Below are 25410 nucleotides of genomic sequence, written 5' to 3' on the forward strand. Positions count from 1 at the left end.
CGACCGACTGTCGGTGGCCCCGGCTAGGCTCGAAATATGGCAAAATCCGTCTCTTCCTTTCGCTGCTCCGAGTGCGGCTGGACCACCCTGAAATGGGCGGGCCGCTGCGGCGAATGCCAGCAGTGGGGCACCGTCGTCGACGCCGGCCAGACGGCTGGCATCACCCGTAAGCTCAAGGCCATCACACTCGTCGGGGATGGTATCGCGCGCCCCATCACCCACGTTGAAACGGATGCCGCCGCCCACTGGCCGACCGGCATCAACGAGTTCGACCGGGTGCTCGGCGGGGGCATCGTGCCCGGGTCGGTGATTCTACTCAGCGGCGAGCCGGGCGTTGGCAAGTCCACGCTGCTGCTTGAGGTCGCGTCCAAGGCGGCTGCGGCGAAGAGCCGCGTGCTCTACGTCAGCGCCGAAGAGTCGGTGAGCCAGGTACGACTGCGCGCCGAACGCACCAACGCACTCGAACCCGAGCTGTACATCGCCGCCGAAACCGACCTCGGGGTCATTCTCGGGCAGATCGACGCGGTCAAGCCCGACCTCATCATCATCGACTCCGTGCAGACCGTGTCGAGCGCACTCTCCGACGGCTCGCCGGGCATGCCCAGCCAGGTTCGGGAAGTCGCATCCACTCTCATCCGGGTCGCCAAAGATCGCAATCTGCCGGTGCTGCTCGTCGGTCACGTCACCAAAGACGGCTCGATTGCCGGGCCGCGGGTACTCGAGCACCTGGTTGACGTGGTCTGCCAGTTCGAGGGAGACCGCCAGACGTCGCTGCGATTCATTCGGGCGCTCAAGAATCGGTTCGGGCCGACCGACGAGGTCGGCTGCTTCGAGATGACCGGCGATGGCATCGCCGAGGTGCCCGACCCGAGCGGGCTGTTTTTGAGCCGTGCCACTGAGCCGGTCGATGGCACCTGTGTCACGGTCGCGCTGGAGGGCCGCCGGGCGATGCCGGTCGAAGTGCAGGCACTCGTCACCGACACCCAGGCTCCGAACCCGCGCCGCGTCACGAGCGGCGTCGATTCAGCCCGCGTGGCCATGTTGCTCGCGGTGTTACAGGAGCGTGCGGGCATGAATCTGTCGACCAAAGATGTTTACGTGTCGACGGTCGGCGGTATCCGTCTCAATGAGCCGGCCGCCGATTTGGCGATAGCACTCGCCATCGCCTCGGCGTTCACGGGGCTCGCCGTGGCACACAACGTGGTCGCGTTCGGCGAGATCAGCCTGGCCGGCGAGGTGCGCGGCGCGCTCATGTCCAAACAACGAGTGAACGAGGCGGTGCGCCTCGGCTTCACCACCCAGATCGATGCCGCCTGCGGCTCGATTCACGCGGCGGTTGCCCTCGCTCTCGGCACGACCCGCAATCCGCGCGACGCCGAACTCGATCGGGCGTGGGGATAGGCCACGGCGGTTCAGCGGGTCGGTGACGCGCTGAACGCGCGATACAGACGCTCCATCGCTATTCCTCGTCGCTGTGGCCGAGCTGCGGGCTCAGTGCCTTCAGCAGATCGGCCGGAGCCGCCTGCATTACATTCGGCCCGGCGATGTCGAAGAAGACCATTTCCAGCGTCGAGGCGTGCACGGTGAGAAACTCCCGCAGCCACTGGCCATCGCAGACCATAACCTGCGGGTTGATGTCGTCGGGAACCACACGCACGTAGTTCTCCGCCGCGGAAAAGAGCAGCAGCATCCGCTTGTCGGAGCCTTCGCGGCCGAAAACACGCACCTGCGCTGCCTCGCCGTTGACGACGAGTTGAGGCACGATCATGTAGTCGTTGCGCAGCGCATAGGCGACGGCGACGACGTCTTGCGCCGCCAGGGCGGCGGCGAGCGCCTCGGAGCGGGTGTTGGCAGTCGTATCGGTCACTCATTCATTCAATCAGTCGCGACCGTGCGCGCCCAGCTGGCAGCACACGCCACGAGCGAACGGATACCGTAGCCCCGGCGCCGACCCTAGTTGAGAATCATCAGCGCCGGGTCGGCCGCTTCGATGCCGTCCACGGTCACGTGCAGGTAGTACGACGCTCCGCCAGCCGGAACCGCGGTGCGGGTTTCGGCTGCACAGGTGTCAACGGCCGAGCGGGTGCGATCCCAGGCAATCGGGGCAGCGAGAGGCATGACGACCCCGGGCTTGAGGGTTACCTGGGCGTCGATCGGGTTGGTCTGGCAGTCCGTCGAGGTCCAGTAGACGTCCGTGCCGCTCATCACGGTGAACACCTGCCTGGCGTTACCGGCGTTGATGACGCAGTCGGTGGTTCCGATGTTAGTCAGACTGAGCGACAGCTGCGGCAGCGCGTCGGCCGCATAGTTGGTCGCGTCGGTGATGGCTGCGACCTCTACCGCTGATGGGTCGCAGGCAGCGCCGTCGACGGCGTTGGCCGTCGCGGGAATCGTGGTGGCGGCATCCGTCGGTGCAGCCGAATCGGTCGAAGCGCCCGCGGGTGATTTCGAGGCGTCTGCGTCGCCCCTACTTGCTCCCGGTCGCACGATGATGAGGAAGAGAATGACGAGCACGGCGAGAAGCCCGAGCCCGACTACGAAACGCCGGCGCCGGTACACCTTGCTGGACTGGCGGCCGACCGATTGCTTGATCGTCGACATGCCCCAAGGTTATTGAAGACGGTGCCAGAAGCCGGTAATGGTGTGCGTGTCGGCAACAATTGATGCCGGAAGAATCGATGGCCCGCCCGCAACCGAACCGGTGCGGGCGGGCCATCGCAACGACGGGGCTAGCGGAGTCCGTTCGTCAGCGGCTTCCTGGCGTGGTTGATTTTGACATCGGTCCAACCAATCACGGCACCGGTCGTATTTTGCACGGAGACGCGGTAGCGGCCGTGCTTGAGGTCGTCGGCGAGAGTGAAGCTCACGGTGCCCTCGGCGTTCACGAGCAACCAGCCGCCGAGGTCGTCGGCTTTCTTCTTGGAGTAGGCCCACACCGACACATATTCTCCGGCGTGCTTCATTCCGACCTCGACCACAACCCTGTTACCGGCCCGATACGAATTCTGGTCGGTGTCGATCGCGTTCTTGAGTTTCTTCGTCAGTTCCTTCGCCGATGAAGCGGTGGGCGCCTCGCCCGGTTCGGCGGTCACGGCCACCGCGACAGCCACGCGCACGATGGTACCCGACGATGCGGCTGTCATCTCCAGCACGCTGTTTTCGACCGCGTCGGCCGGTACCGTGACGGTCACGGTGGCCGTACCCGTCGAATCAACGGATGCCGTACCCACGTCGGTACCCGACCACTTCAGCGCGAGTTGCGTGTTTTTCGGGGCGCCGAGCGAGGTGAGGTTGAGACTTCCGACCGTGAGGGTAAGAGTGTCACCCGGGTTGACCGCGGCTGTGGGGGCCCCGGTGATCGAGGCCTGATTGGCCTTGAACGACGGAGACAGCGGGCTGTTGGCTTGGATGTAGGAGATCCAGGCATCCCGGTCGACGAGGCCGGAGTCGCGGGTGTCCGTTCCATTCTTGAACTCACGGAAGTTGTCGCCGCCGGTGAGCAGAAAGTTGAACGAACCGATGCGGTAGGACTGCGCCGAATCAATCTCGGCACCGTCGATCCAAATACCCGTCACACGGTCCCCCGCGGCACGAGCGGCATCGAAGGTGTAATTCACGTTGTCACTCAAGCCGAGTTGCAGGAACGGACGGCTCGGAATCGTGCCGTCTGCGTTGGTCTGCCACTGCTGTTCGAGAACGGTCTTGAACTGTGCACCGGTGAGGCTTGTCGTCCACAGGTTGTTCAAAAACGGCAGCACCGCGTTCGCCTCGGCATACGTCACGACACCGTCGGGAGCGAGTGAGAGGTCGGAACGCATACCACCGGGGTTGACGATGCCGATCTCGGCGCCGCCGATGGTCGGGTCGGCCAGCGATTCGCGCAGCGAGTTGGCGACGAGTGTGCCCATAGAAGAGGGCGCCATGCGATTTTCGGCGCACGGGGCGACTCCGCCAACGCAGGCGCGAGTGATGTCGGCGGTGACCGAACCCACTGGCACGTTGCCCTGGATCGCAGCCTCCGCCAACGCGGCGTTCGTGATCGCCTGCACTTTGGCAGCGCGCGGGTAGGTGGCCACGAGGTCAGCATCGGGCGCGGTGGAGCGGGCTACGTTGCGGTTGGTCACGGTGGTCGTGTCACCCGAGGCGATGTCGTAGCTGAGCACGACCTGCCCAATGTTCTCGCCGTAGTTGCCGGTCTGCAGCACGGGGCGAGTCACGCCATCGGCCGCGCCGGGGACCTGTGCGTCCCACGCGTACTGCTTGTGCGTGTGGCCGGTGAAGATCGCGGCGACCGAGGCCGAAGTGTCGTTCACGATACTCGCGAAGATTCCGCCGGCGGCGAGCTCCTGCTCGAGCGTTGCGCCGTCGGGGATTCCCGCGCCGGCGCCCTCGTGGTATTCGGCGATCAGCACATCCGCTTCGCCGTTGGACGGGTCGCCGTCGATCAGTTGAGATGCCACTCGGTTGACAGCCGCGACCGGGTCGCCGAAGCTCAGGGTCGCGATTCCGTTGGGTGACACGAGTGCGGGGGTCTCTTCGGTGACCGCGCCGATTACACCCACGGTGATGCCCGCCACGTCGAGGAGGGCGTATTCCTGCATTGCGGGCGTTTCCGTGCCGACGTTGTAGACGTTCGCTCCGAGATAGTCGAAGTCGGCCGCGTCGACCACCCGACCCGTCAGGTCGCCGAAACCCTGGTCGAATTCATGGTTGCCCACGCCGGAGGCTGCGAGGTCGAGGGCGTTGAGAACGTCAATGGTGGGCCGGTCGCTTTGCGACGCCGACGCGAACAACGAGGCGCCGATGTTGTCGCCGTCGGAGAGGAAGAGTGAGTTGGCGTCGCCGTACTCGGCCCGCAGCTGCTCGATGGTTCCCGCGAACTTGACGGTGTTGGCGTCGATGCGTCCGTGGAAATCGTTAATGTTGAGCAGGTTGAGCTCGATCGCGGTGGGGGCCGCGAGGTTGAGTCCGAGGATGACAGGGTCGTGGTCGGAGGATCGGAAGGCATCAGCGACGTAGAAGTCGGTCACATTGTTGTTGTACCGGCTGTATTCGAGCGCGACCGATTCAACGGAGTTGATGTTCCACACATCGACGGCGTTGACGGTGGCGTCCGCTTCGGGAGACGCGAAGACGTGGTCGAGTGAGCCGACCGTGCCGCCGAACGCGTAGCTGTACTCACCGGTCTTGGCGCCCTGGCTGATGTAGCCGGCGTCGGTGATCACCTTGATGGGGTCTTCGAGGTCGTAGGCGTTGAAGTCGCCCGTGAGGAACACCCGGTCGATGCCCGTGCTGGTCTTCAGCCCGTTTGCAAAGTCAACGAGGGCCGTGGCCTGGTTCACCCGGGAGGCGTTCGAGGCGCCCTGACCGTCGTTCATGTCTGCGTCCACGCCGGTGCCCGAACCCTTCGACTTGAAGTGGTTGACGATGGCCAGGAATGAGCTGTCCGTGTCTCCGGCCAGCTGAAAGGCCTGGGCGAGCGGCTGACGTGCGTTGCTGAAAGCGGCAGACCCGGTGAGGATCTTCGACCCTCCCACGGTTTCTACGGTGCCAGCCTTGTAGATGAAGGCGGTGCGGATGACGTCTTCGTTGGCGGGAAGCTCGGTGGGCGAGGCCGCGAAGGCCCAGACCGTGCTGCCGGCCGCTGCGTTCAACGCGTTCACCAGGTTGGCGAGAGCATCGTCGCGGTCCTTGCCGAACGCGGCCGAGTTCTCGATCTCCTCCAGCGACACCACGTCGGCGTCGAGCGCGTTGATGGCCGAGACGATCTTGGCCTGCTGGCGTTCAAAGTTGACGGTGTTCGCGGCGCCGCGGGCGTCGCATCCGCTTCGCACGGTGATCGGGTTCCCGGCCCGGTCGTTGTAATACGAGCAGCCGGAAAGGGAATCGCCGACGGTGGAGAAGTAGTTCAAAACGTTGAAGCTCGCGAGACGGATGTCCCCACCCACGTCTTCGGGAGCCAGCGCGCGGGTATTGGCGAACGTGGCCGGCTGAACCGTGGCGGCGTTTGCTGCGGTGAGCGCCTCGGTGGGCTGGAATTTCCACGTTGAGTTGCGGTAATCGAAGATCACGGGCGTCGTGAAGGTCACGGCCGCACCGATGCGCAGCGGGTCTGCAACGGTCAGGTATGGAACCGGGATTCCCTGGTTGATGCTGGAACGGTAGTTCGTGCTCGCACCGTCATCGAGGGTCGCGGCGCGTGCGGCGTTGGCCGCGACGGCCGCCGTGTACTCCGCCGACCCGGGCCGTGCCGTCACCGTGGGGCCGACGAGCGGCGTCGTTCCGGCGGCGAGGCCGATCTCGGCATACTGGTTGGTCGTGTAGTTATTGGTGACGGTGAAGTCACCCTGCGGGGCGAGCAGCATGCCCTCGAGGGTTTCCCGCTGTTGAGTGCTGGTCGGCAGCGAGACCGTAGCCGGTATCACCGCCACGGCGGGGTCGGTGAGTTGGACGACATCGCCGACGGTGCCGAAGGTCACCTCGGTCATACCGAAGAACTCCACGACGGTGCCCACTACCTGCACGTGGTCGCCGATCTGCACGTCGGCCCGTGCCGAATTGGAGTACGCGAAGACACCGTGCGAAGCAGTGTGGCTGGCGAGGTTCAGTTGGCCACCGGTACCAGGGGTCTGCAGGTAGAAACCGTCGAAGCCACCCGTCGGGTACGCGGCCGTGACCACGCCGGAGGTCTTGATGACGGTTCCGGCGAGCGGGCTCGCATCGGTCGTGCCCTGGATCGCGTCGATCGCGGTGAGCTCGTCGGGTACCGGGGTCGGGTCGGGGTCAGGCTCCGGTTCCACCGGGGTTCCGGTGTCGCCGGCCGTGTTGGTCGGCGTGGGCGCCTTCGAGCTGAAGTCGGCGGAGTTGACGTCGGTGTCGACAAACGTCGTGCGATTCACCGACGCGGTAACGGATCCTGCGGCTGCGGCCGTTCCCTCAAACGTGTTCGAGGTTCCGTAGCCGATCAGGTCCAGGATTTCGGTCTGTCCGGTGAGCGACCCGGTTGCGGGAGCGGTCAGTGCCGTGGGCTGGTTGGCGAAGAAGATCGTGCCGGAGCCGGCGGCGAAGGAGGTGCCGAAGGAGGCATCCGGCGTGGGCAGGGCCGCACCGTTGGCCGCGTTCGAGCTGCCTTGCACGAGGTAGTAGCCGCCGGCAGCGATCGTGCCGGTCAGGGCGACAACCCCGGTCGGGTTCGATGATCCGCTGGCTGAACGGTACTGAATGGAGGTGCCGTCGAGCGACACGTTGTCGGCAGTCGGGTTGTAGAGCTCGACGAACTTGTTCAGGTACGTCGCGCCCGAGCTTCCCCCGTTCAGGTACACCTCATTGATGACGACTCCGGTGCCGGCGGTGTTAGCGCTGGCCGGTAGGGCAATGATCGGAGCGGCCGCGAGGCTCACCCCGAGGAGTGTGGCGAAAACCAGCCTGGAGCGGCGGCGAACGGCGGATGACATGGATCTCCTCATTCATAGGTCGTGTCATTGCACCCGGGGTCGTGCTATCGAAAGATCTCCCGGCCCACGGTTTGGCGGGTGCAATTGATCGCAGCCTAGCGACGGCCCATGTCCGGGGGGTAAACACCGCGTATTTTGCTCGTATGAGCACTCTTAAATACGCGATTCGGCCGATCCGAGCGAAATTCGCTAGTTCAGCCTCTTCACCATGCGGGTGTTTCCGAGGGTGTTCGGCTTCACCCGAGCCAGGTCGAGAAACTCGGCCACACCCTCGTCGGGCGAGCGCACGAGCTCGGCGTAGACGGCCGGATCGACGGTTTCGGTGCCCATGTCGCTGAACCCGTTGCGAGCGAAGAAGCCGACCTCGAAGGTGAGGCAGAACAGTCGGCTGAGGCCGAGGTCTTGGGCATCCGCTTCGAGGCGTTGCATCATCGTGTAGCCGACACCGCGGCCGAGCCACTGGGCGTCGACGGCAAGGGTGCGCACCTCGCCGAGGTCCTCCCACATGACGTGGACGGCGCCGCAGCCGATCAGCTTCCCGAAGGAGTCAACGGCCACCCGAAATTCCTGAACCGCCTCGTAGAACACGACGCGGTCCTTGCCGAGCAGAATGCGCTGCTGCACGAGCGGTTCGACGAGCGCCTCGATGCCGGGCACGTCACTCGTACGAGCGCGGCGTACCGTGTATCCCGTTTCCAAATTCACTCCTCCAGTCTATTGATCCCCTTCCACAGACTCTCCCCGCGCATAATTCCTGCAATTCGCGTTCGCTGCGACCGGCAACTCTTGGAATGACGCGGAACTTCACCCGATGCTTCAGAATTTGCCGGAGTTGTGCACACGCAGGGCCGCCCCGGGCACAGAAAAGGCCCGGCAGATGAATCTGCCGGGCCTATTTCTACGAAACCTCTAGTCGCTGGTGATGGCCAGGTCGGGGGTAGCCGGACCGGTGCCGATCGCTGCGGACGTGTTCACTCCCACGCCGACCGGGTCAACCCTGGTCGTCGTGGTGAAGATGTACTCGCCGTCGACGTAGTCCACGTGCACGTGGTCACCGGCATTGAGTTCGCCCTGCAGGATCTTCTCCGACAGACGGTCCTCCACCTCGCGCTGGATCGCGCGACGCAGCGGCCGAGCACCGAGCGTCGGGTCGAAACCGACCTCGATCAAGTGTTCCTTCGCCGGAACGGTGACCTCGACGGTCATGTCACGGTCGAGCAAACGCACGCCGAGACGCTTGATGAACAGATCGACGATCTGCAGCAACTCGGGCTTGGTCAGCTGCGGGAACACGATGATCTCGTCCACGCGGTTAAGGAACTCGGGCTTGAAGTGCTTCTTCAGCTCGTCCTTCACCTTGCCGGCCATGCGCTCATACCCGGTGGTGCTGTCGCCTTCCAGCTGGAAGCCGACCGGTCCGCCCGAAATGTCCTTGGTGCCGAGGTTGGTGGTCATGATGATGACGGTGTTCTTGAAGTCGACCACGCGACCCTGGCCATCCGTCAACCGGCCCTCTTCCAGAATCTGGAGCAGGGAGTTGAAGATGTCGGGGTGAGCCTTCTCGATCTCGTCGAACAGCACCACGGAGAACGGCTTACGACGCACCTTTTCGGTGAGCTGGCCGCCCTCTTCAAAGCCGACGAACCCGGGAGGCGCACCGAACAGGCGCGACACGGTGTGCTTCTCGCCGTACTCACTCATGTCGAGCGAGATCATGGCGGCCTCGTCGTCGAACAGGAACTCGGCGAGCGCCTTGGCCAGCTCGGTCTTGCCAACGCCGGTGGGGCCGGCGAAGACGAACGAACCGGAGGGACGTTTCGGGTCCTTCAGGCCGGCACGGGTACGACGGATGGTCTTGGCGAGCGCCGAGATGGCCTCTTCCTGACCGATGACGCGCTGGTGCAGTGCCTTCTCCATGAAGACGAGCCGCGAGGACTCTTCCTCGGTGAGTTTGAACACCGGAATGCCGGTGGCCTGGGCCAGAACTTCGGCGATCAGGCCTTCGTCGACGACCGCGGTGGTCTTGACGTCGCCGGACTTCCACTTCTTTTCGAGGCGCAGACGCTCGCCGAGGAGGTTCTTCTCCTCGTCGCGCAGGCCGGCGGCCTTCTCGAAGTCCTGCTCTTCAATGGCGAGTTCCTTGGCGGCGCGCACCACGGCGATCTTCTCGTCGAATTCGCGCAGCTCGGGCGGGCTCGACAGGATCGAGAGGCGCAGGCGGGCGCCGGCCTCGTCGATCAGGTCGATGGCCTTGTCGGGCAGGAACCGGTCGGAAACGTAGCGGTCGGCGAGGTTCGCCGCGGCCACGAGGGCACCGTCGGTGATGGACACCTTGTGGTGTGCCTCGTAGCGGTCGCGCAGTCCCTTGAGGATGTTGATGGTGTGCGGCAGCGACGGCTCGTCGACCTGAATCGACTGGAAGCGGCGCTCGAGGGCGGCATCCTTCTCGAAGTGCTTGCGGTACTCGTCGAGGGTGGTCGCGCCGATGGTCTGCAGCTCACCGCGGGCGAGGAGCGGCTTGAGGATCGACGCAGCATCGATGGCGCCCTCGGCGGCCCCCGCACCCACCAGGGTGTGGATCTCGTCGATGAAGACGATGATGTCGCCGCGGGTGCGAATCTCCTTGGTGACCTTTTTCAGACGCTCTTCGAAGTCACCGCGGTAGCGGCTGCCGGCGATGAGCGAGCCGAGGTCGAGCGAATAGAGCTGCTTGTCCTTAAGCGTCTCGGGCACATCGCCCTTGACGATGGCCTGGGCGAGGCCCTCGACGACGGCGGTCTTACCAACGCCGGGCTCACCGATCAGCACGGGGTTGTTCTTGGTGCGACGCGAGAGGATCTGCATGACCCGCTCGATTTCTTTCTCGCGCCCGATGACCGGGTCGAGTTTGTTGTCGCGGGCCATCTGGGTGAGGTTGCGACCGAACTGGTCGAGCACCTGGCTGCCGGCTGTGTTGGCCGCCTGCTCGTTGGCGCCGACCGCCACCTGCTCCTTGCCCTGGTAACCGGAGAGGAGCTGGATGACCTGCTGGCGTACGCGGTTGAGGTCGGCGCCGAGCTTCACGAGAACCTGGGCGGCAACGCCCTCACCCTCGCGAATGAGGCCGAGCAGAATGTGCTCGGTACCGATGTAGTTGTGGCCGAGCTGCAGCGCTTCGCGCAGGCTCAGCTCGAGAACCTTCTTCGCCCGCGGCGTGAAGGGGATGTGGCCGGTGGGCTGCTGCTGCCCCTGACCGATGATGTCCTGAACCTGCTCGCGCACGGCGTCCAGCGAGATACCGAGGCTCTCGAGAGCCTTGGCGGCGACGCCTTCACCCTCGTGAATCAGCCCGAGCAGAATGTGCTCGGTACCGATGTAGTTGTGGTTAAGCATCTTGGCCTCTTCTTGGGCCAAAACGACGACGCGACGAGCTCGGTCGGTAAATCTTTCAAACATGTGATCGCTCCCTTGGCGCCAGGGCAGTTGGTGCCGTTACATCGAGAGTAGCCAGCCTGCGCCGCTTCCGGGCGTTTGTTCGCCGTAGGCGTGAAGGATGCTGCGGAGCAGCATCCTTCACGCCGTTGTTTTTATATGAACAGCGTGACGGATGCCCCGCTCCGGACCCGCACGCAGCATCCGCTTACCGCTCTACTGCACCGCAGACGTGAGCCGGGCCAGGTTGTCGAGGATCGTGGAGCGCAGCGGCTGCTTGCGCCATTCTTCAAGGGTCAGCTCGCGGCTGTTCAAGCGGTTCTCGTCCTCCATGACGCGCAGGTTGCGCACGAAGGAGCGCCCGCGAACCATGAGTGACACCTCCATGTTGAGGCTGAACGAGCGCTGGTCCATGTTGCTCGACCCGACGACGGCGACTTCATCGTCGATCGTGAAGTGCTTAGCATGCAAAATGTAGGGCGCCTTGTACATGTAGATGTGCACTCCGGCGGTCAGCAGCTCTTCGTAGTACGAACGCTGGGCGTGATAGACGACGGCTTGGTCACCGATCTCTGACACGAAAAGCTCCACGTGGAGGCCTCGCTGCACGGCCGTCGTAATGGCGTACATGATCGACTCGTCCGGCACAAAGTACGGGCTCGTAATGACGATTCGGTCCTGCGCGTAATAGAGCAAGGCGAGAAACAACCGCAGATTGTTCTCGCCCTTGAACCCGGGGCCACTCGGCACCACCTGGCAGTCGAGGGCATCGGCCACCGGCCGTGGATGCACCGGCTCAATGTCACGCGTGAGCAGCTCGTTGGTTTCGCTGTACCAGTCGGTGATGAAAATCGCGCCCAGCCCGGACACGATCGGGCCTTCCAGCCGGGTCATAAAGTCTTTCCACTTCAAACCCCGCCGAATGTTGCGCCGCATGTTGTAGGTGCGGTCGATGATGTTCTGCGATCCCATGAAGCCGACCAGGCCGTCGATGATCAGCAGCTTGCGGTGGTTGCGCAGGTCTGGTCGTTGCCATTTGCCCTTGAACGGCTGCACCGGAAGCATGAGTTGCCACGGAATGCCGGCATCCGTCAGCCGTTTCTTGGTCTGGTGAAAGCCGGGCTTGCGCATCGTCTGAATGTGATCCATCAGCACGCGCACGTTCACTCCACGCCGGTGTGCACGCTCCAGAGCGTCGAAAAACGGCGCGGTGGTGGGGTCGAGAGAGAGAATGTAGAACTCGACGTGCACGTACTTCTTGGCCAGGTCGATGTCGGCGATCATGGTGTCAAAGGCACCCTGATAGTCGTTGATCAGGCTTGCGGTGTTGTAACCGACGAGGGGCATCGCCCCCAGGTTGCGGTTGAGTTCAACGACCGATTCGAGCCAGCTCGGCCACGGATGGTCGCGCCGCACCAGGTCCATTCCCTCGGTGCTCTCGAGAATGAACTTGTTAATTTCATCCTGCATTAATCGGCGTTTTTTCGGAAGGGTGCGGTAGCCGATCAACAAGAAAAGCACCACGCCGAGGTACGGAATGAAAAAGATGGTCAGCAGCCAGGCCATACCCGACATCGGACGGCGGTTGCGCGGGACCACGATGATGGCCACGACACGAACGGAAAAGTCAACGATCAAGGCCAGCAGAACGGTGATGGTCAGGCCGTCGATGCCGAACATCGGTACTTAGGTGACCGGTTTGTCGAGACCGAGTCTGGCGCGTTCTTCGGCTTCGATCTGGGCGTACACCTTACGTTCGGTGCGATCGGCGCGCAGGATTGAGCGCAGCATCAACCAGAACATCAGGCCGAGCGCAATGGTGGGCACGACCGAAAAAAGCGCGTTACCCCAAAAGTTCTCAATCACGGCCTCAGCTTACGCGCAAAGACTGGGAGAGCAGCTACTTGCTGAGCAGTCCAATGATGCCGGTTCCGAGAAAATAGACCCCGACGCCACCCACGATCACCCAGATCGCGATGCGGTTCATCGACGGCGGTTTGCGCCCCCCGTCATCGGACTTGAGCTCATCGTCGGGCAGATACGTCATCGCAACCTACTTCACCAGTGGAAAGAGAATCGTCTCACGAATACCGAGACCCGTCAGCGCCATAAGCATGCGGTCAATGCCCATACCCATACCGCCGGTGGGCGGCATGCCGTACTCAAGCGCGCGCAGAAATTCTTCGTCGAGGCGCATGGCCTCCGGGTCTCCCCCGGCGGCCAGGCTCGCCTGTTCGATGAAGCGTTCGCGCTGCACGACCGGGTCAACGAGCTCGGAGTAGCCGGTGGCTAGTTCAAAGCCGCGCACGTAGAGGTCCCACTTTTCAACCACGCCGGCCACAGAGCGGTGGCCGCGCACGAGCGGGCTCGTGTCGATGGGAAAGTCCATCACGAAGGTCGGGCGCACCAGATCGCCCTTGACGAAATGCTCCCACAGCTCTTCGACGTATTTGCCGTGAATGGGATGGTCGATCTCGATGCCCTCACGCTCGGCGAGCGCGACGAGGTCCGCGAGGGGCGTCGCGGGGGTGATCGTGATGCCGGCGGCGGTCGACAGGCTGTCGTACATGCCGATGCGATCCCAGTCGCCGCCGAGGTCGAACAGGGTGCCGTCGGCCCAGGTCACCACGTGTGATCCGGCAATCGCGAAGGCGGCATCCTGAATCAGCTTCTGGGTGAGATCGGCGATGGAGTTGTAATCGCCGTACGCCTCATAGGCTTCGAGCATCGCGAACTCGGGCGAGTGAGTGGAGTCGGCGCCCTCGTTGCGAAAGTTGCGGTTGATCTCAAAGACGCGGTCGATGCCGCCGACGACCGCCCGCTTCAAGAACAGTTCGGGGGCGATCCGCAAAAAGAGTTCGGTGTCGAAGGCGTTGCTGTGGGTCTGGAATGGCCGAGCGGATGCCCCACCATGCATTGTTTGCAGCATCGGGGTCTCGATTTCGATGAAGTCAAGGTTGGTGAACGTCTTGCGCAGGCTCGCCACCGCCTTGGATCGGGACAGCACGTTGGTGCGGGCCTGTTCCCGGCTGATCAGGTCGAGGTAGCGGCTGCGCACCCGGGTCTCTTCGCTCAGTTCCGAGTGCAGGTTGGGTAGCGGCAGCAGGGCTTTCGCGGCGACCTTCCAGTCGGCGACCATAATCGACAGCTCACCGCGGCGGCTGGAGATGACCTCGCCGGCCACGAACAGGTGGTCACCGAGGTCGACGAGGTCTTTCCAGGCGGCGAGGGATTCCTCGCCGACGGCAGCGAGGGAGACCATGGCCTGGATGCGGGTGCCATCGCCGCTCTGCAGGCTCGCGAAGCAGAGTTTGCCGGTGTTGCGCAGGTGCACGATGCGGCCGGCCAGTCCCACGGTAACGCCGCTGGTGGCATCCGCTTCGAGCGCGCCGAATTCGGCGCGCACGGCCGGAATGGTGTGGGTGACCGGAACCGACACCGGGTACGCACCGCCGGCCGGGCTCGCAGCGGCCGCGTTCAGGCGGTCCCGTTTGCCGAGGCGCACGGCCTTCTGCTCGTTCATCTCCGCGTCGGAGAAGCCTTCGTCGTTCGAGGCTGGCGTGGGGTTCTGGCTCATGCGGTTCTCCGTTGGTGCTGTCGTTTCACAAAAAAGCGGATGCTGCGACTCACCCCAGTCTGAGCGACACGTTGTCGATCAGCCGAGTCCTGCCGACGCGCGCGGCCACGAGCAACCGGGCCGGCCCGCGATAATCGTCGTGCACGGCCAGCAGGGTTTCCGGGTGCACGATTACGAGATAGTCCAGTTTAACCAACGGCTGGGCGGCAATGCGCGCGTGAGCCGCAACGAGGGCAGCGGCTGGGCCGGCCGGCGCCGCTTCCACGGCCGCGGTAAGCGCGGCGAACAGGGCCTGCGCGGCGGTGTGCTGGGCCTCATCGAGGTAGCGGTTACGACTGGACAGTGCCAGCCCGCCCGGTTCCCGCACGGTCTCGACGACCTCAATGGTGCTGCGAACGTTGAGATCGTCGACCATACGCTGCACGAGAAAAGCCTGCTGGCCGTCTTTCTGGCCGAACACTGCGACATCCGGGGTCACGATGCCCAGCAATTTCGCTACAACGGTGAGCATGCCGTCGAAATGCCCCGGTCGCTCGGCGCCCTCATAGAGCGAGCCGACCAGGCCGGCGGTGACCCGGGTGTCGCTCGCTCCGCCGGGATACATCTCGCGGGCACTCGGCGCGAACACGAACGAGACGTTCTCGGCTCCGAGGGCCGCGAGGTCAGCGTCGAGCGTGCGCGGGTAGCTGTCGAGGTCTTCACCGGCGCCGAATTGCAGCGGGTTGACGAAAATTGACACCACCACGATGCCGCCGAGTGCGTGCGCCCGTCGCACCAGCGCGAGATGGCCGGCGTGCAGGGCGCCCATTGTCGGCACGAGCACGATGCGCGTATCGCCACCGGTCAGTGCCGCACTGTCGCGGGCCTGCCCCAGACTGTCGTGCAGCTCGGTAATGGTACTCACTACCTGGATGGTGCTCATTCGACCTCCCGGTCGTCGTCAAGCGGATGCTGCCGCTGCTCAATTTGGTCAAACCCGGCGAGGTCCAGCCGTTCGGGGCTCGTGCGCGCGAGAGCGTTTTCCATCGCGGAGCGCAGCAGCGGACCGAGGATAGCCCCCGGATGCTCCAGACCGATCCCGGCGAGCAGATGCGTGGCCTGCTCGACGATCGAAGTGGAGAAGGCGGTAGCGATCTGGATGGCTTCGGCATAGCTGGCCCGGTCGGCCTCGGCGACGATGAGCGGTTCGCCGCCCATCTCCACGGCAAGCGCCTGCCCGATCGGCAGTACCGGGCCCGGGGCGGTCACGGCGAAGTAACTGTCGGCGAGTCGGGCCAGGTCGAGGCTGGTACCGGTGAAAGCCATGGCCGGGTGGATGGCCAACGGAATAGCGCCGGCGGCCTGCGCCGGCGCGAGCACCGTGGTGCCGTAGCGAGCGGAGGTGTGCAGCACGAGCTGTCCGGGCTGCCAGGTATTTGTTGCCGCGAGCCCCTTCACGAGGTTATCCAGCTCGGCGTCGGGCACCGCAATAATGACCAACTCGCTGCGTTCGACAACCTCGGGCACCGTCAGAATCGGCACGAGTGGCAAAATAGCTTCGGCCCGCTCAAGGCTGGCCTGCGAGATCGCGGAGATGCCGACGATCGCGTGGCCTGCCCCTGCGAGCGCGGCGCCGAGAATGGGGCCGACGTGGCCGGCCCCGATGATACCGACGCCGAGGCGTCCCGGTTTGACGTTCATTCCGTTGCTTCCTGGGTTGGTGGGGCGGTGCGGCTCCACTGGTGGCTGGTGTCGGCGAGCGCCGACCGTACCGCCCCGGTGGACATCCACTCGAACAGCACGAGGGCTTCGTCGACGTCGATGACGCTGAGTGAGGCGGTGACCGGTCCGGCGACCGTGTGCAGGGCGGCCGACGCGAGGCGCAGGCGACGGCGAATCGCGCCTTGGCTGATGCGCACCCCCTGCATCCGGGCGAGGGGCACCAGAATCAGGTCACGAGAGAGTATGCCGCGCCGGATCAGGGCGACGCTGCCCGAGACGGCCCAGCCGGTGCGCCACCAGGAGAACGGGCGCAGCCAGACGGCCCGGGCGGGCGCATTGCTATAGAAATCGGCGATGCCGGCGTCACGCTTGCGGCCGCCGAGCATGCCGTTTTCAATCAGGGCACGATGGGTCTCCGTGTCAAAGTCGGGCAACGCCAGTTGCAGTACCTTTTCAACGTCGGCGAGGGTGCCGACCGGCAGTAGCGTGGTTCCCGTCACCGGGGTCGAGCTGCGACCGGAGGCTTGCCCGGCCGTGTTGATGCTGATCTGCCACCAGCCGAACCGACGCCAGAGAATCGGCTGCGATACCTCGATAGCGTGAATACGCCCTGGAGGCAGGGTCTGGCTGCTGGTCGAGAGCAGACCGTATCCGACCCGTACGCCATCCGGGGTGCCCGTGATGCTGAATCGCAGTGTCTTCGTGATGCGGGAGAAATAGTAACCGACGCTGCCGATGAGGCCGGGCAACACGGCCACGAGCACCCAGCCGCTGCTTCCAGCGATGACGCTGATAATCAGGCCCATGCCGGCCAACAGCAGAAAGACGGTGAAGCCGCTGAGCACGACCGACCCGATCAGGCGCCGCGGGGGAATACGCACCACCGAGTGCGGCGGCGCGGCATCCGGGTCAAGTTCCGGTGCCCGAAACTCGTTGAATCGCGCGGTCGCGAAGTCGCCGAGGGCGGAATGAGCAATGGGCATTCCGTCTACGGCCGGCGCTGAGGTGACCGGCGCATCGGGTGCGGCGGCGGGCTGTTTAGCCTGCCGCAGGCCGGAGGCCAGATGCAGGATGTCGCGGCGCAGGTCATCCGCAAGTTTCGAGCCGAGGTACGCGAGCTCCACGTTGCCGTCCTGCCCAGCCACGGTGATTTGGAGCCGGGCAGCGCCAAACAGCCGCGGAATCAGCGGCCGGGTCAGGTTGACGCCCTGCACTCGGTCGAGGCGGGCTTTGCGGTTACTGCGAAAAACAAGGCCGCTGCGCACTTCAACGATCTCTCCGGTCACGCGAAAGGTATGCAGGCGCCAGGACAGATAGAAGACCACGAGAATGACCACCAGCACGCCACCGATGATGAGCAAAGCCCAGCCGGTTGCTCCGCGCTCGTAGATGGCGTCGATCGGATCGCCGCCGTAATTCTCTTCGCCGGTGAACAGGTCGATGAGGCGTTCACGCAGGTTGGCGATGATGAAACCGATGATGGCCACCATGAAAATGCCCCCGCGCAGCAGCGGTGTCGCCGGGTGCAGGCGGTGCCACTCGCCGTCGGTGAGGTCAGTGCGCGGTGCGGTGAGGGCTGGCCGTGCGTGAGCAACCGGCTCCTCGTTCACAGCCCCGCCCGGCGGCTCTCGGCCAGCTCCACCAACCGGTCGCGCAGGCTCTCGGCATCGGCCTCGGCCAGCCCTGGAATAGAGACGCCTGCGCTCGCAGCGGCAGTCACGAACTTGAGATCGGCCAAACCGAGCCAGCGGGCGATCGGGCCGCGAGTGATATCGATAAGTTGCATGCGCCCGTAGGGCACTGCCACGAAGCGTTGAAAGAGGATACCCCGGCGAAAGAGCAGGTCATCGGCGCGGAGCAGGTAGCCGATGGCGCGCACCCGGCGCGGCTCGAACACGAGGTTGATGATTGACACGGCGAGGACCACGATTCCGACCCACAACGCCCAGGTCTGGTCGAGCAGTAGCCAGAGCAGGGTCGCTCCGCCGCAGACCACGACGGCGTTGACGATGGTGCCGACGATCTCCACCACCACGTACTTCGGGGAGACGCGCTTCCATTCGCCGGTCTCGACCAGTTCGAGCCGATTGGACGATTCAGGTGCCGGTTCAGCCTGCTGCCCGGCGGACGGGTTTGGTTCGTAATCAGGCACGGGTACCTCCCGAGTCGTCGGTTTCGTCGTCGGGAGGGAGGGTGCAGAAGTGTTCGGCCACGAGGCCGGCCGTGAGCATGAGGGCCGCGCCGATGGCCGTGCCGATCGCCAGCCACAATGACGTGACCGCGGGAACCACCGATCGGGTGAGAATGTACAGCACGATGCCGAGGGCCGCGCCAAAAAGCAGCGACGCCGACAGCGAGGTCGCCTTCGACAGTACGGCGACCCGCATAGCCCAGAACGGGTCGATGCGGCGCAGCGCCTTACGATTACTGCCCTGGCGCACCTTCCACGCCAGGCTGACGATCACGGTGCCCAGCAGAATCAGAGTCAACGGCAGGGTCACCGGCGGGACAACGATCGGGGCCCCGGAGGCCGCGAAGGCGATCTCGACGAGAAAGCCGACGACGAGACCGACCAGCAGAATTGCGAGCAGCCCGGTCGACTGGGAGCGCTTCATTGCCGTGATCCGAACGTCGGTGCGAAGGCGGCGGTTTCCGCTGCTCGGCGCACCGTGTTGTCGGTTGCGGCGAGCAGGTCGCGCACCAGTCCACGGCCGGGGATGACGGCCCCTGGGTCGAGATCGAGCCAGGGCGCCAGTACGAAGTCACGTTCTGCTGCCCGCGGATGCGGCAGGGTCAGGCGGTCGTCATCGACGATCCGCTGTCCGAACACGATGAGGTCGATGTCGAGCGTGCGGTCGCCCCACCGTTCGGCGCGCACCCGGCCGTGCTCCGCCTCGATGGCGTTGACGGCGTCGAGCAGTGCGTACGGGTCGCCGCTGTAGTCGATGGTGAGCACCGCGTTGAGGTACCGCGGAGCGTTCTCGTCGACGCCGTCGAGTTTCACGGCGGCGGATTCGTACACGGGCGAGACGGCAACCAGCGTCGCACCGGCTAGGCCGGCGAGATCGTGCACGGCGCCGGCCAGCGTCGCCGTCCGGTCACCGAGATTGCTGCCGAGGGCGAGTACGACGCGTTCGCTGCGACCGGTCATGGCCGCGACCGGGTGATCTGCACGGCGACGTCGGTGAACGGAACCGAAATCGGAGCCTGTGGTTTGTGCACCGTGACCTGCACGCGCAGCGCCGGCGGGTGGGCCAGCACGACCTTCGCGATGCGTTCGGCAACGGTTTCGATGAGATCGACCGGGTTGTGCGCAGCCGCTGCGGTGACCTCCTCGGCGAGGACGCCATAGTGGATGGTCTGGGTCACGTCATCGCTCGCGGCCGCCTGGAGCAAGTCGAGCCAGACGGTCACGTCGATGACGAAGTCCTGACCGTTTTCTTTCTCGAAGTCGTAGACGCCATGGTGGGCGTTCACCCGCAGGCCGGTGAGGGTGATCGAATCAGTCATGGGTCCATTGTGACGGACGCGAAGCGGCACCGGGCACCTGCCTGGGACTCGGGGACGTCCACTCGCGCACACTGGCGAGCACGTTGAGGGCGGTGCGCGTCGCGGCCACGTCGTGCACGCGTACGGCCCAGGCTCCGGCCTGGGCTGCCAGCACGCTGACCACCGCCGTTGGCAGGTCACGATCCAGCACGGGCGCGTCGACCGGCAGCACAGCGGCGAGAAAGCGTTTGCGCGATGCCCCGACCATGACCGGGAGGCCCAGTTCCGCGAAGGCGTCGAGCCGGTTGATGAGCTGCCAGTTGTGTTCGGCCTTCTTGGAGAATCCAAGCCCGGGGTCGAGTACGATCTGCTCCCGAGCCACTCCGGCGGCGGTCAAGGCGTCGACGCGGGCGCGCAGTTCGGCGATGACATCGGTGACGACATCACCGTAATCGGCGAGAGCATCCATCTGCTGGGCATGAGCGCGCCAGTGCATGGCGACATAGGTCAGGCCGGTGTCGGCGGCGACGGCGGCCATGCCGGGGTCCGCGAGCCCGCCCGACACATCGTTGATGATGCTCGCGCCCGCTTTCGCGGCGGCGCGGGCCGTGGAGGCATTGAGCGTGTCAATGCTCAGGCGCAGCCCCTGACTGGCGAGCTCCGTGACCACCGGAATGATGCGGAGCTGTTCTTGTTCCGGCGCGACACGGGTGGCGCCGGGCCGGGTGGACTCGCCGCCCACATCGATCAGGTCGGCGCCCTGGGCGTGCAGCAGCAGTCCGTGCTCGATGGCGGCATCCGTTGACGCCCACTGGCCACCATCGCTAAAGGAGTCGGGGGTGACATTGAGCACACCCATGATGAGCGTCACCCGCCAGCCGAAATCAGCGCAATAATTTCGGCACGGGCCGTCGGTTCCATCAGGGTGCCGCGGGACGCCATGGTCACGGTAGAACTCGCGGCCTGGCGCGGGCCACGGGTGCCGACGCAGCCGTGCACGGCGTCGAGCACGACGAGCACCCCGAGCGGGTCGAGCCCCTCCTGCAGTGCGTCAGCGATCTCCTCGGTGAGACGTTCCTGCAACTGCGGCCGGGCGGCGATCGTCTCCACCACGGCGGGCAACCGTCCGAGGCCGACGACGCGATCCCGCGGCAGATACGCGACGTGGGCGGTGCCGAGAAACGGCAGCAGGTGATGTTCACAGATCGAGCGAAAGGCGATGTCGCGCAGCAGTACGAGTTCGCCGGTACTACCTTCGACCGGAACGAAGTCCCGCAGCAAATCTTGCGGGTCTTGGTCGAGCCCCGCGAAGAACTCGCCGTAGGCATCCGCTACCCGTCGTGGGGTGCTCTCCAGACCGGCCCGCTCGGGGTCCTCACCGATTGCGGCGAGAATCTCCGAAACGGCCGCCCGGATGCGCGCCCTGTCCACTGCCACGAGCGCCTAGGCGGTCGCGGGGCGGGGATTGAGTGCCGGCGCGCGTTTTGGTTTGGCGTGGACTGCATCGCCGCTGGAGATGCCACCGTCAACGGCGTCGCCGTCGATAGGGGCCTTCGGGGCGGGCATTGCAATCGGCGGCACGTCCGAGACGGGGCGCTTGTCACTGGATAGCCACTGCGGACGGGGCGGCAACTGCTCGACATTGGCGAAGATCTCGGCGAGGGCGGTCTGGTCGAGCGTTTCATGCTCGAGCAGGGCCGTCGCAAGCTCGTCAAGAATCACGCGGTTCTTGATGAGTACCTCATAGGCCTCGTCGTGGGCGTCTTCGAGTAGCTGGCGCACCTCGCGGTCGACGCTCTCGGCGACCCGCTCCGAGTAATCGCGTTGGTGACCCATGTCGCGGCCGAGAAAAACCTCGCCAGAGCCCTGGCCGAGCTTGAGCGGACCGACGACGCTGCTCATCCCGAACTCGGTCACCATCTTGCGGGCGGTGGCCGTGGCTTTCTCGATGTCGTTGGAGGCACCACTGGTCGGGTCGTGAAAGATGATCTCTTCGGCGACACGGCCGCCCATGGCGTAGGCGAGCTGGTCGAGCAGTTCGTTACGCGTGACCGAATAACGGTCTTCGAGCGGCATGACCATCGTGTAACCAAGGGCCCGGCCGCGCGGAAGAATGGTGATCTTGGTCACCGGGTCGGTGAAGTTCATCGCGGTGGCCACGAGGGCATGACCGCCCTCGTGGTACGCGGTGATGAGCTTTTCCTTGTCGCGCATGACACGGGTGCGGCGCTGCGGTCCAGCCATGACCCGGTCGACGGCCTCGTCGAGGGCACGGTTGTCGATGAGCTGGGCGTTGGACCGGGCAGTAAGAAGCGCAGCTTCGTTGAGCACGTTGGCGAGGTCGGCTCCGGTGAAGCCGGGCGTCTTGCGGGCGAGCACTTCGAGGTCGACGCCCTCAGCCATGGGCTTGCCCTTGGAGTGCACTTCGAGGATGCGCTTGCGGCCGAGCATGTCGGGTGCGTCGACGCCGATCTGGCGGTCGAACCGGCCAGGGCGAAGCAAGGCGGGGTCGAGGATGTCGGGGCGGTTGGTGGCGGCGATGAGAATGACGTTGGCCTTCACATCGAAGCCGTCCATCTCGACCAGCAGCTGGTTGAGGGTCTGCTCGCGTTCGTCGTGTCCGCCGCCCATGCCGGCGCCACGGTGCCGGCCAACGGCGTCGATCTCGTCGATGAAGATGATGGCGGGAGCGTTTTCCTTGGCCTGGCTGAACAGGTCGCGCACCCGGCTGGCGCCGACTCCGACGAACATTTCGACGAAGTCCGAGCCGCTGATGGCGTAGAACGGCACATTGGCTTCGCCGGCAACCGCGCGGGCAAGCAAAGTTTTACCGGTCCCGGGAGGGCCGTAGAGCAGCACACCCTTCGGAATGCGCGCGCCGACCGCCTGAAACTTGGCCGGCTCCTTGAGAAAGTCTTTGATTTCTTCGAGCTCTTCGATGGCTTCGTCGGCACCGGCGACATCGGCGAAGGTGACCTGCGGGCTTTCCTTGGAGACGAGCTTGGCCTTGGACTTGCCAAACTTCATGACCTTGCTGCCACCGCCCTGCATCGAGATCATGAGCCAGAAGAAAGCACCGATGAGCAAGACGGGAAGTAGAAAGCTGAGCACGCCCAGAACCCAGTTGGGCTGCGGCACCTCGTCAGTAAAGCCGTCCTTGGGGTTCGCCGCAGTGACGGCGGTGATGATCTCTTCGCCGCGCGGGGCCACGTAGTAGAACTGCACCTGGGTACCGAGGTCGCCGCTGGCCTTGGTCAGCGTGAGGTCGACGCGTTGTTCGCCGTCGACGATGGTGGCTTCGGCGACGTTGCCCGACTTGAGGTAACCGAGGCCCTCTTGCGTGCTGACCTCACGGAATCCGCTCATGGTGATGAGGCTTGACCCCACCCAGACGGCGATGACGGCGAGCACAATGTAAAGAATCGGGCCGCGGAGTAGCTTCTTGACGTTCATGGTGACCTCAGGCTAGCGCTCGAATACAGGGGAAAGCCGTGTGTTCGCTTAAAGGGAAACTCAGACGTGGTGCGCAGGCTGTGATTAGAGCGCGGGCGCGGCAACGGTGGAGTAAACGTGCGGGGCGAGAATACCCACCGAGCGCAGGTTGCGGTACTTCTCGTCGTAGTCGAGACCGTAGCCGACGACGAACTTGTTCGGAATGTTGAAACCGACGTATTTCACGTCAATATCGACGCGCGCGGCATCCGGCTTGCGCAGCAGCGCGCAGATTTCAATGGATGCCGGGCCGCGAGTTTTTAGGTTCGCCAACAACCACGACAGGGTCAGCCCGCTGTCAATGATGTCCTCGACGATGAGCACGTTACGACCGGAGAGGTCGGTGTCAAGGTCCTTCAGAATGCGCACGACGCCGCTGGACTGTGTGCCGGAGCCGTAGGAGCTGACCGCCATCCAGTCCATGGTCACCGGGTGATGCAATTCACGGGCCAGATCGGCCATGACCATGACCGCACCCTTGAGCACTCCGACCAGCAGCAGGTCGGTGCCGGCGTAATCGGCTTCGATCTGGCGTGACATTTCGGCCAGTCGAGCCCGAATCTGCTCCTCGCTGATCAGGATCTCGGTGAGGTCGCCATCAATGTCGCGAGGTTCCATGTGGAAAAAGCATTCCTTTGTATTAGGTGAGTCCAGGCGCGGAAAACAACAAAATGCCGTCCTTCCGTACAACTCTAATACCTGGCAGGCTGAGCGCCCCCTGTCCGTGCCACTCCGTCACGAGCGCCGTCACTGCCAGGGTCTGAACTCGATTCAGCCACACCCCACACATCGCCTCGACTCCAAACCGAATCACTCGCTGCCGTACCGCCGCCGGCACGGACGCCAGCACGGCCGTCGCAATCGTGCCGTTGGCAAAATGTTCCTGCAGCATCGTGCGCGCCAGCTCGTCGAGGGCGTCCGAGTCTTCGCGCAGCGCGTCGGCGGTACGGGCGAGCGCCAGGCAGACGCCAGGGCCGAGTTCGTTCTCGAGCAATGGCAGTACCGTCTCCCGCACGCGCACCCGAGCGTAACGCGGGTCGAAATTCTGCGGGTCGCTCCACGGCTCGAGGCCCGCATCGGCGCAGAATTGGCGGGTTTGGGCCCGACGGATGCCGAGCAACGGGCGCAGAATCGGCCCGGTTCGCGCAGCCATGCCCCGCAGGCTGGTCGGTCCGGAGCCGCGGGCGAGCCCGAGCAGCACGGTTTCGGCCTGATCGTCGAGGGTGTGGCCGAGCAGCACGCTGCTCGCCCCGGTGCGTTCGAGGGCCAGGTCGAAAGCCGTGTACCGAGCGGTGCGGGCGGCCGCCTCCGGGCCCGTCCCTTCGCTGTCGACCGTAACGCTCAACACCAGCACCGGGTCAAGGCCCAGCTCGCGGGCGGCCGCGGCGGCCCGCGCCGCGACATCCGCTGACCCGGTTTGCAGATTGTGATCGACGATGACCGCTCCGGCACGGATGCCCGCCCGCCCGGCTTCAAAGGCGGTCGCGGCAGCGAGCGCGAGCGAATCGGCGCCGCCGCTCAGGCCGACCAGAACGAGCCCGTCCGACGGTAGCAGCCCACGCACGGCCCGGCGAATATCGGCCAGGGCCGGGGTTAGGCGCGGGCGGTGGACAGATTCCATCCAGTAACGTTAGCGGCAGACTTTGATCAAGGGAGAAACCAGCCATGGCCGAATACGACGCAGTCATCGAAATCCCTCGCGGGAGCCGCAATAAGTACGAGGTAGACCACGAAACCGGTCGCGTGTACCTCGACCGCGTGCTTTATACGAGCTTTATGTACCCCACCGACTACGGCTACTTCGAGAACACGCTCGGCCTCGACGGCGACCCCGTTGACGTTCTCGTTCTGCTCGACTACCCGCTGTTCCCGGGCGTGGGTGTCTCCGTGCGTCCGGTGGGCGTCTTCAACATGACCGATGACGGCGGCTCCGACGCCAAGGTCATCGCCGTTCCGGCGGGCGACCCCCGCTGGGATCACATTCAAGATGTCCTCGACATTCCGGAGTACACCCGCAAGGAAATCGAGCACTTCTTCGAGCATTACAAGGACCTCGAACCCAATAAGTGGGTCAAGACGGAGGGCTGGGGCGACGCCGCCGAAGCCAACCAGATCGTGGTCGACGGCATTGCGAAGCTGGCCGACGAGGGCCACTAACCCTTACCCCCTACGAAGGCCCCCGGATTGTCCTGGGGGCCTTTGTTCTGTCTGCAGCCGCGCAGACGGGGCTAATTCAGCAGTTTTTTTACCGGCGGCTTGCGGCCATCGCGCGGATCTCCCGAATTA

The 25410-nt window shown here is 64.7% G+C and carries 23 protein-coding genes; 2 read left to right on the plus strand and 21 right to left on the minus strand.

The window, feature by feature from the left end; genetic code table 11:
- Positions 1–36 precede the first annotated feature (36 nt).
- Positions 37–1401 carry a DNA repair protein RadA gene (gene radA / locus E3T39_RS15650; protein WP_134516837.1) on the plus strand — a complete coding sequence of 455 codons (1365 nt, stop codon included), beginning with the start codon at positions 37–39 and terminating at the stop codon, positions 1399–1401.
- Between the two features lie 58 nt (positions 1402–1459).
- Here the strand turns inward: radA and E3T39_RS15655 are convergent, their stop codons facing one another.
- From E3T39_RS15655 to tilS, 21 genes are all read right to left on the minus strand, one after another.
- Positions 1460–1867: a dehydrogenase gene (locus E3T39_RS15655; protein ID WP_134516838.1), complete on the minus strand. Its 408-nt coding sequence runs from the start codon at positions 1865–1867 to the stop codon at positions 1460–1462.
- An 86-nt stretch (positions 1868–1953) separates the two neighbouring features.
- Positions 1954–2601: a hypothetical protein gene (locus E3T39_RS15660; protein ID WP_134516840.1), complete on the minus strand. Its 648-nt coding sequence runs from the start codon at positions 2599–2601 to the stop codon at positions 1954–1956.
- A 128-nt stretch (positions 2602–2729) separates the two neighbouring features.
- On the minus strand, positions 2730–7454 hold the full coding sequence (locus E3T39_RS15665) for an ExeM/NucH family extracellular endonuclease (RefSeq protein ID WP_134516842.1): 4725 nt from the start codon (positions 7452–7454) through the stop codon (positions 2730–2732).
- 189 nt (positions 7455–7643) lie between these two features.
- On the minus strand, positions 7644–8153 hold the full coding sequence (locus tag E3T39_RS15670; RefSeq protein WP_134516957.1) for an amino-acid N-acetyltransferase: 510 nt from the start codon (positions 8151–8153) through the stop codon (positions 7644–7646).
- Between the two features lie 210 nt (positions 8154–8363).
- Positions 8364–10889, minus strand: a complete 2526-nt coding sequence (locus tag E3T39_RS15675) for an ATP-dependent Clp protease ATP-binding subunit (protein WP_134516844.1) — start codon at positions 10887–10889, stop codon at positions 8364–8366.
- A gap of 192 nt (positions 10890–11081) precedes the next feature.
- A complete protein-coding gene (cls, locus tag E3T39_RS15680) occupies positions 11082–12545 on the minus strand; it encodes a cardiolipin synthase (RefSeq protein WP_134516846.1) in 1464 nt (487 codons plus the stop codon).
- A 6-nt stretch (positions 12546–12551) separates the two neighbouring features.
- Positions 12552–12731 (minus strand): hypothetical protein, encoded by a 180-nt coding sequence (locus tag E3T39_RS15685; RefSeq protein WP_134464705.1) that lies wholly within the window; start codon positions 12729–12731, stop codon positions 12552–12554.
- 34 nt (positions 12732–12765) lie between these two features.
- Positions 12766–12912: a hypothetical protein gene (locus E3T39_RS16220; RefSeq protein WP_166784156.1), complete on the minus strand. Its 147-nt coding sequence runs from the start codon at positions 12910–12912 to the stop codon at positions 12766–12768.
- A gap of 6 nt (positions 12913–12918) precedes the next feature.
- The gene (gene lysS, locus E3T39_RS15690) at positions 12919–14442 is read right to left on the minus strand and encodes a lysine--tRNA ligase (RefSeq protein ID WP_134516848.1); all 1524 of its coding nucleotides are present in this window, start codon (positions 14440–14442) and stop codon (positions 12919–12921) included.
- Between the two features lie 49 nt (positions 14443–14491).
- Positions 14492–15364: a pantoate--beta-alanine ligase gene (panC, locus tag E3T39_RS15695; protein WP_134516850.1), complete on the minus strand. Its 873-nt coding sequence runs from the start codon at positions 15362–15364 to the stop codon at positions 14492–14494.
- Positions 15361–16122, minus strand: a complete 762-nt coding sequence (locus tag E3T39_RS15700; protein WP_134516852.1) for a Rossmann-like and DUF2520 domain-containing protein — start codon at positions 16120–16122, stop codon at positions 15361–15363. The genes panC and E3T39_RS15700 overlap by 4 nt, the downstream gene beginning before the upstream one ends.
- The gene (locus E3T39_RS15705; protein ID WP_134516854.1) at positions 16119–17753 is read right to left on the minus strand and encodes a PH domain-containing protein; all 1635 of its coding nucleotides are present in this window, start codon (positions 17751–17753) and stop codon (positions 16119–16121) included. Before E3T39_RS15705 ends, E3T39_RS15700 begins: the two co-directional genes overlap by 4 nt.
- A complete protein-coding gene (locus E3T39_RS15710; protein WP_134516856.1) occupies positions 17750–18295 on the minus strand; it encodes a PH domain-containing protein in 546 nt (181 codons plus the stop codon). The genes E3T39_RS15705 and E3T39_RS15710 overlap by 4 nt, the downstream gene beginning before the upstream one ends.
- Entirely contained in the window at positions 18288–18758 is a 471-nt protein-coding gene (locus E3T39_RS15715; protein WP_134516858.1) for a DUF3180 domain-containing protein, read from the minus strand. Before E3T39_RS15715 ends, E3T39_RS15710 begins: the two co-directional genes overlap by 8 nt.
- A complete protein-coding gene (gene folK / locus E3T39_RS15720; RefSeq protein ID WP_134516860.1) occupies positions 18755–19294 on the minus strand; it encodes a 2-amino-4-hydroxy-6-hydroxymethyldihydropteridine diphosphokinase in 540 nt (179 codons plus the stop codon). The genes E3T39_RS15715 and folK overlap by 4 nt, the downstream gene beginning before the upstream one ends.
- Positions 19291–19653 carry a dihydroneopterin aldolase gene (gene folB, locus E3T39_RS15725; protein WP_134516862.1) on the minus strand — a complete coding sequence of 121 codons (363 nt, stop codon included), beginning with the start codon at positions 19651–19653 and terminating at the stop codon, positions 19291–19293. Before folB ends, folK begins: the two co-directional genes overlap by 4 nt.
- Complete coding sequence (gene folP / locus E3T39_RS15730; RefSeq protein WP_134516864.1) at positions 19646–20503, minus strand: dihydropteroate synthase; 858 nt, start codon at positions 20501–20503, stop codon at positions 19646–19648. Before folP ends, folB begins: the two co-directional genes overlap by 8 nt.
- Positions 20500–21069, minus strand: coding sequence for a GTP cyclohydrolase I FolE (gene folE / locus E3T39_RS15735; RefSeq protein ID WP_134516866.1), 570 nt, complete (start codon positions 21067–21069; stop codon positions 20500–20502). The genes folP and folE overlap by 4 nt, the downstream gene beginning before the upstream one ends.
- Before the next feature lie 6 nt (positions 21070–21075).
- Positions 21076–23085 (minus strand): ATP-dependent zinc metalloprotease FtsH, encoded by a 2010-nt coding sequence (gene ftsH, locus E3T39_RS15740; protein ID WP_134516868.1) that lies wholly within the window; start codon positions 23083–23085, stop codon positions 21076–21078.
- Between the two features lie 84 nt (positions 23086–23169).
- Positions 23170–23742 (minus strand): hypoxanthine phosphoribosyltransferase, encoded by a 573-nt coding sequence (gene hpt, locus E3T39_RS15745; protein ID WP_134516870.1) that lies wholly within the window; start codon positions 23740–23742, stop codon positions 23170–23172.
- A 22-nt stretch (positions 23743–23764) separates the two neighbouring features.
- Positions 23765–24745, minus strand: a complete 981-nt coding sequence (tilS, locus tag E3T39_RS15750) for a tRNA lysidine(34) synthetase TilS (RefSeq protein WP_134516872.1) — start codon at positions 24743–24745, stop codon at positions 23765–23767.
- Positions 24746–24789: 44 nt separating this feature from the next.
- Between tilS and ppa the strand changes: the two genes are divergently transcribed.
- The gene (gene ppa, locus E3T39_RS15755; RefSeq protein ID WP_104126063.1) at positions 24790–25281 is read left to right on the plus strand and encodes an inorganic diphosphatase; all 492 of its coding nucleotides are present in this window, start codon (positions 24790–24792) and stop codon (positions 25279–25281) included.
- Positions 25282–25410 lie beyond the last annotated feature (129 nt).

Source organism: Cryobacterium suzukii (assembly GCF_004403185.1).
Taxonomy (GTDB): Bacteria; Actinomycetota; Actinomycetes; order Actinomycetales; family Microbacteriaceae; genus Cryobacterium; species Cryobacterium suzukii.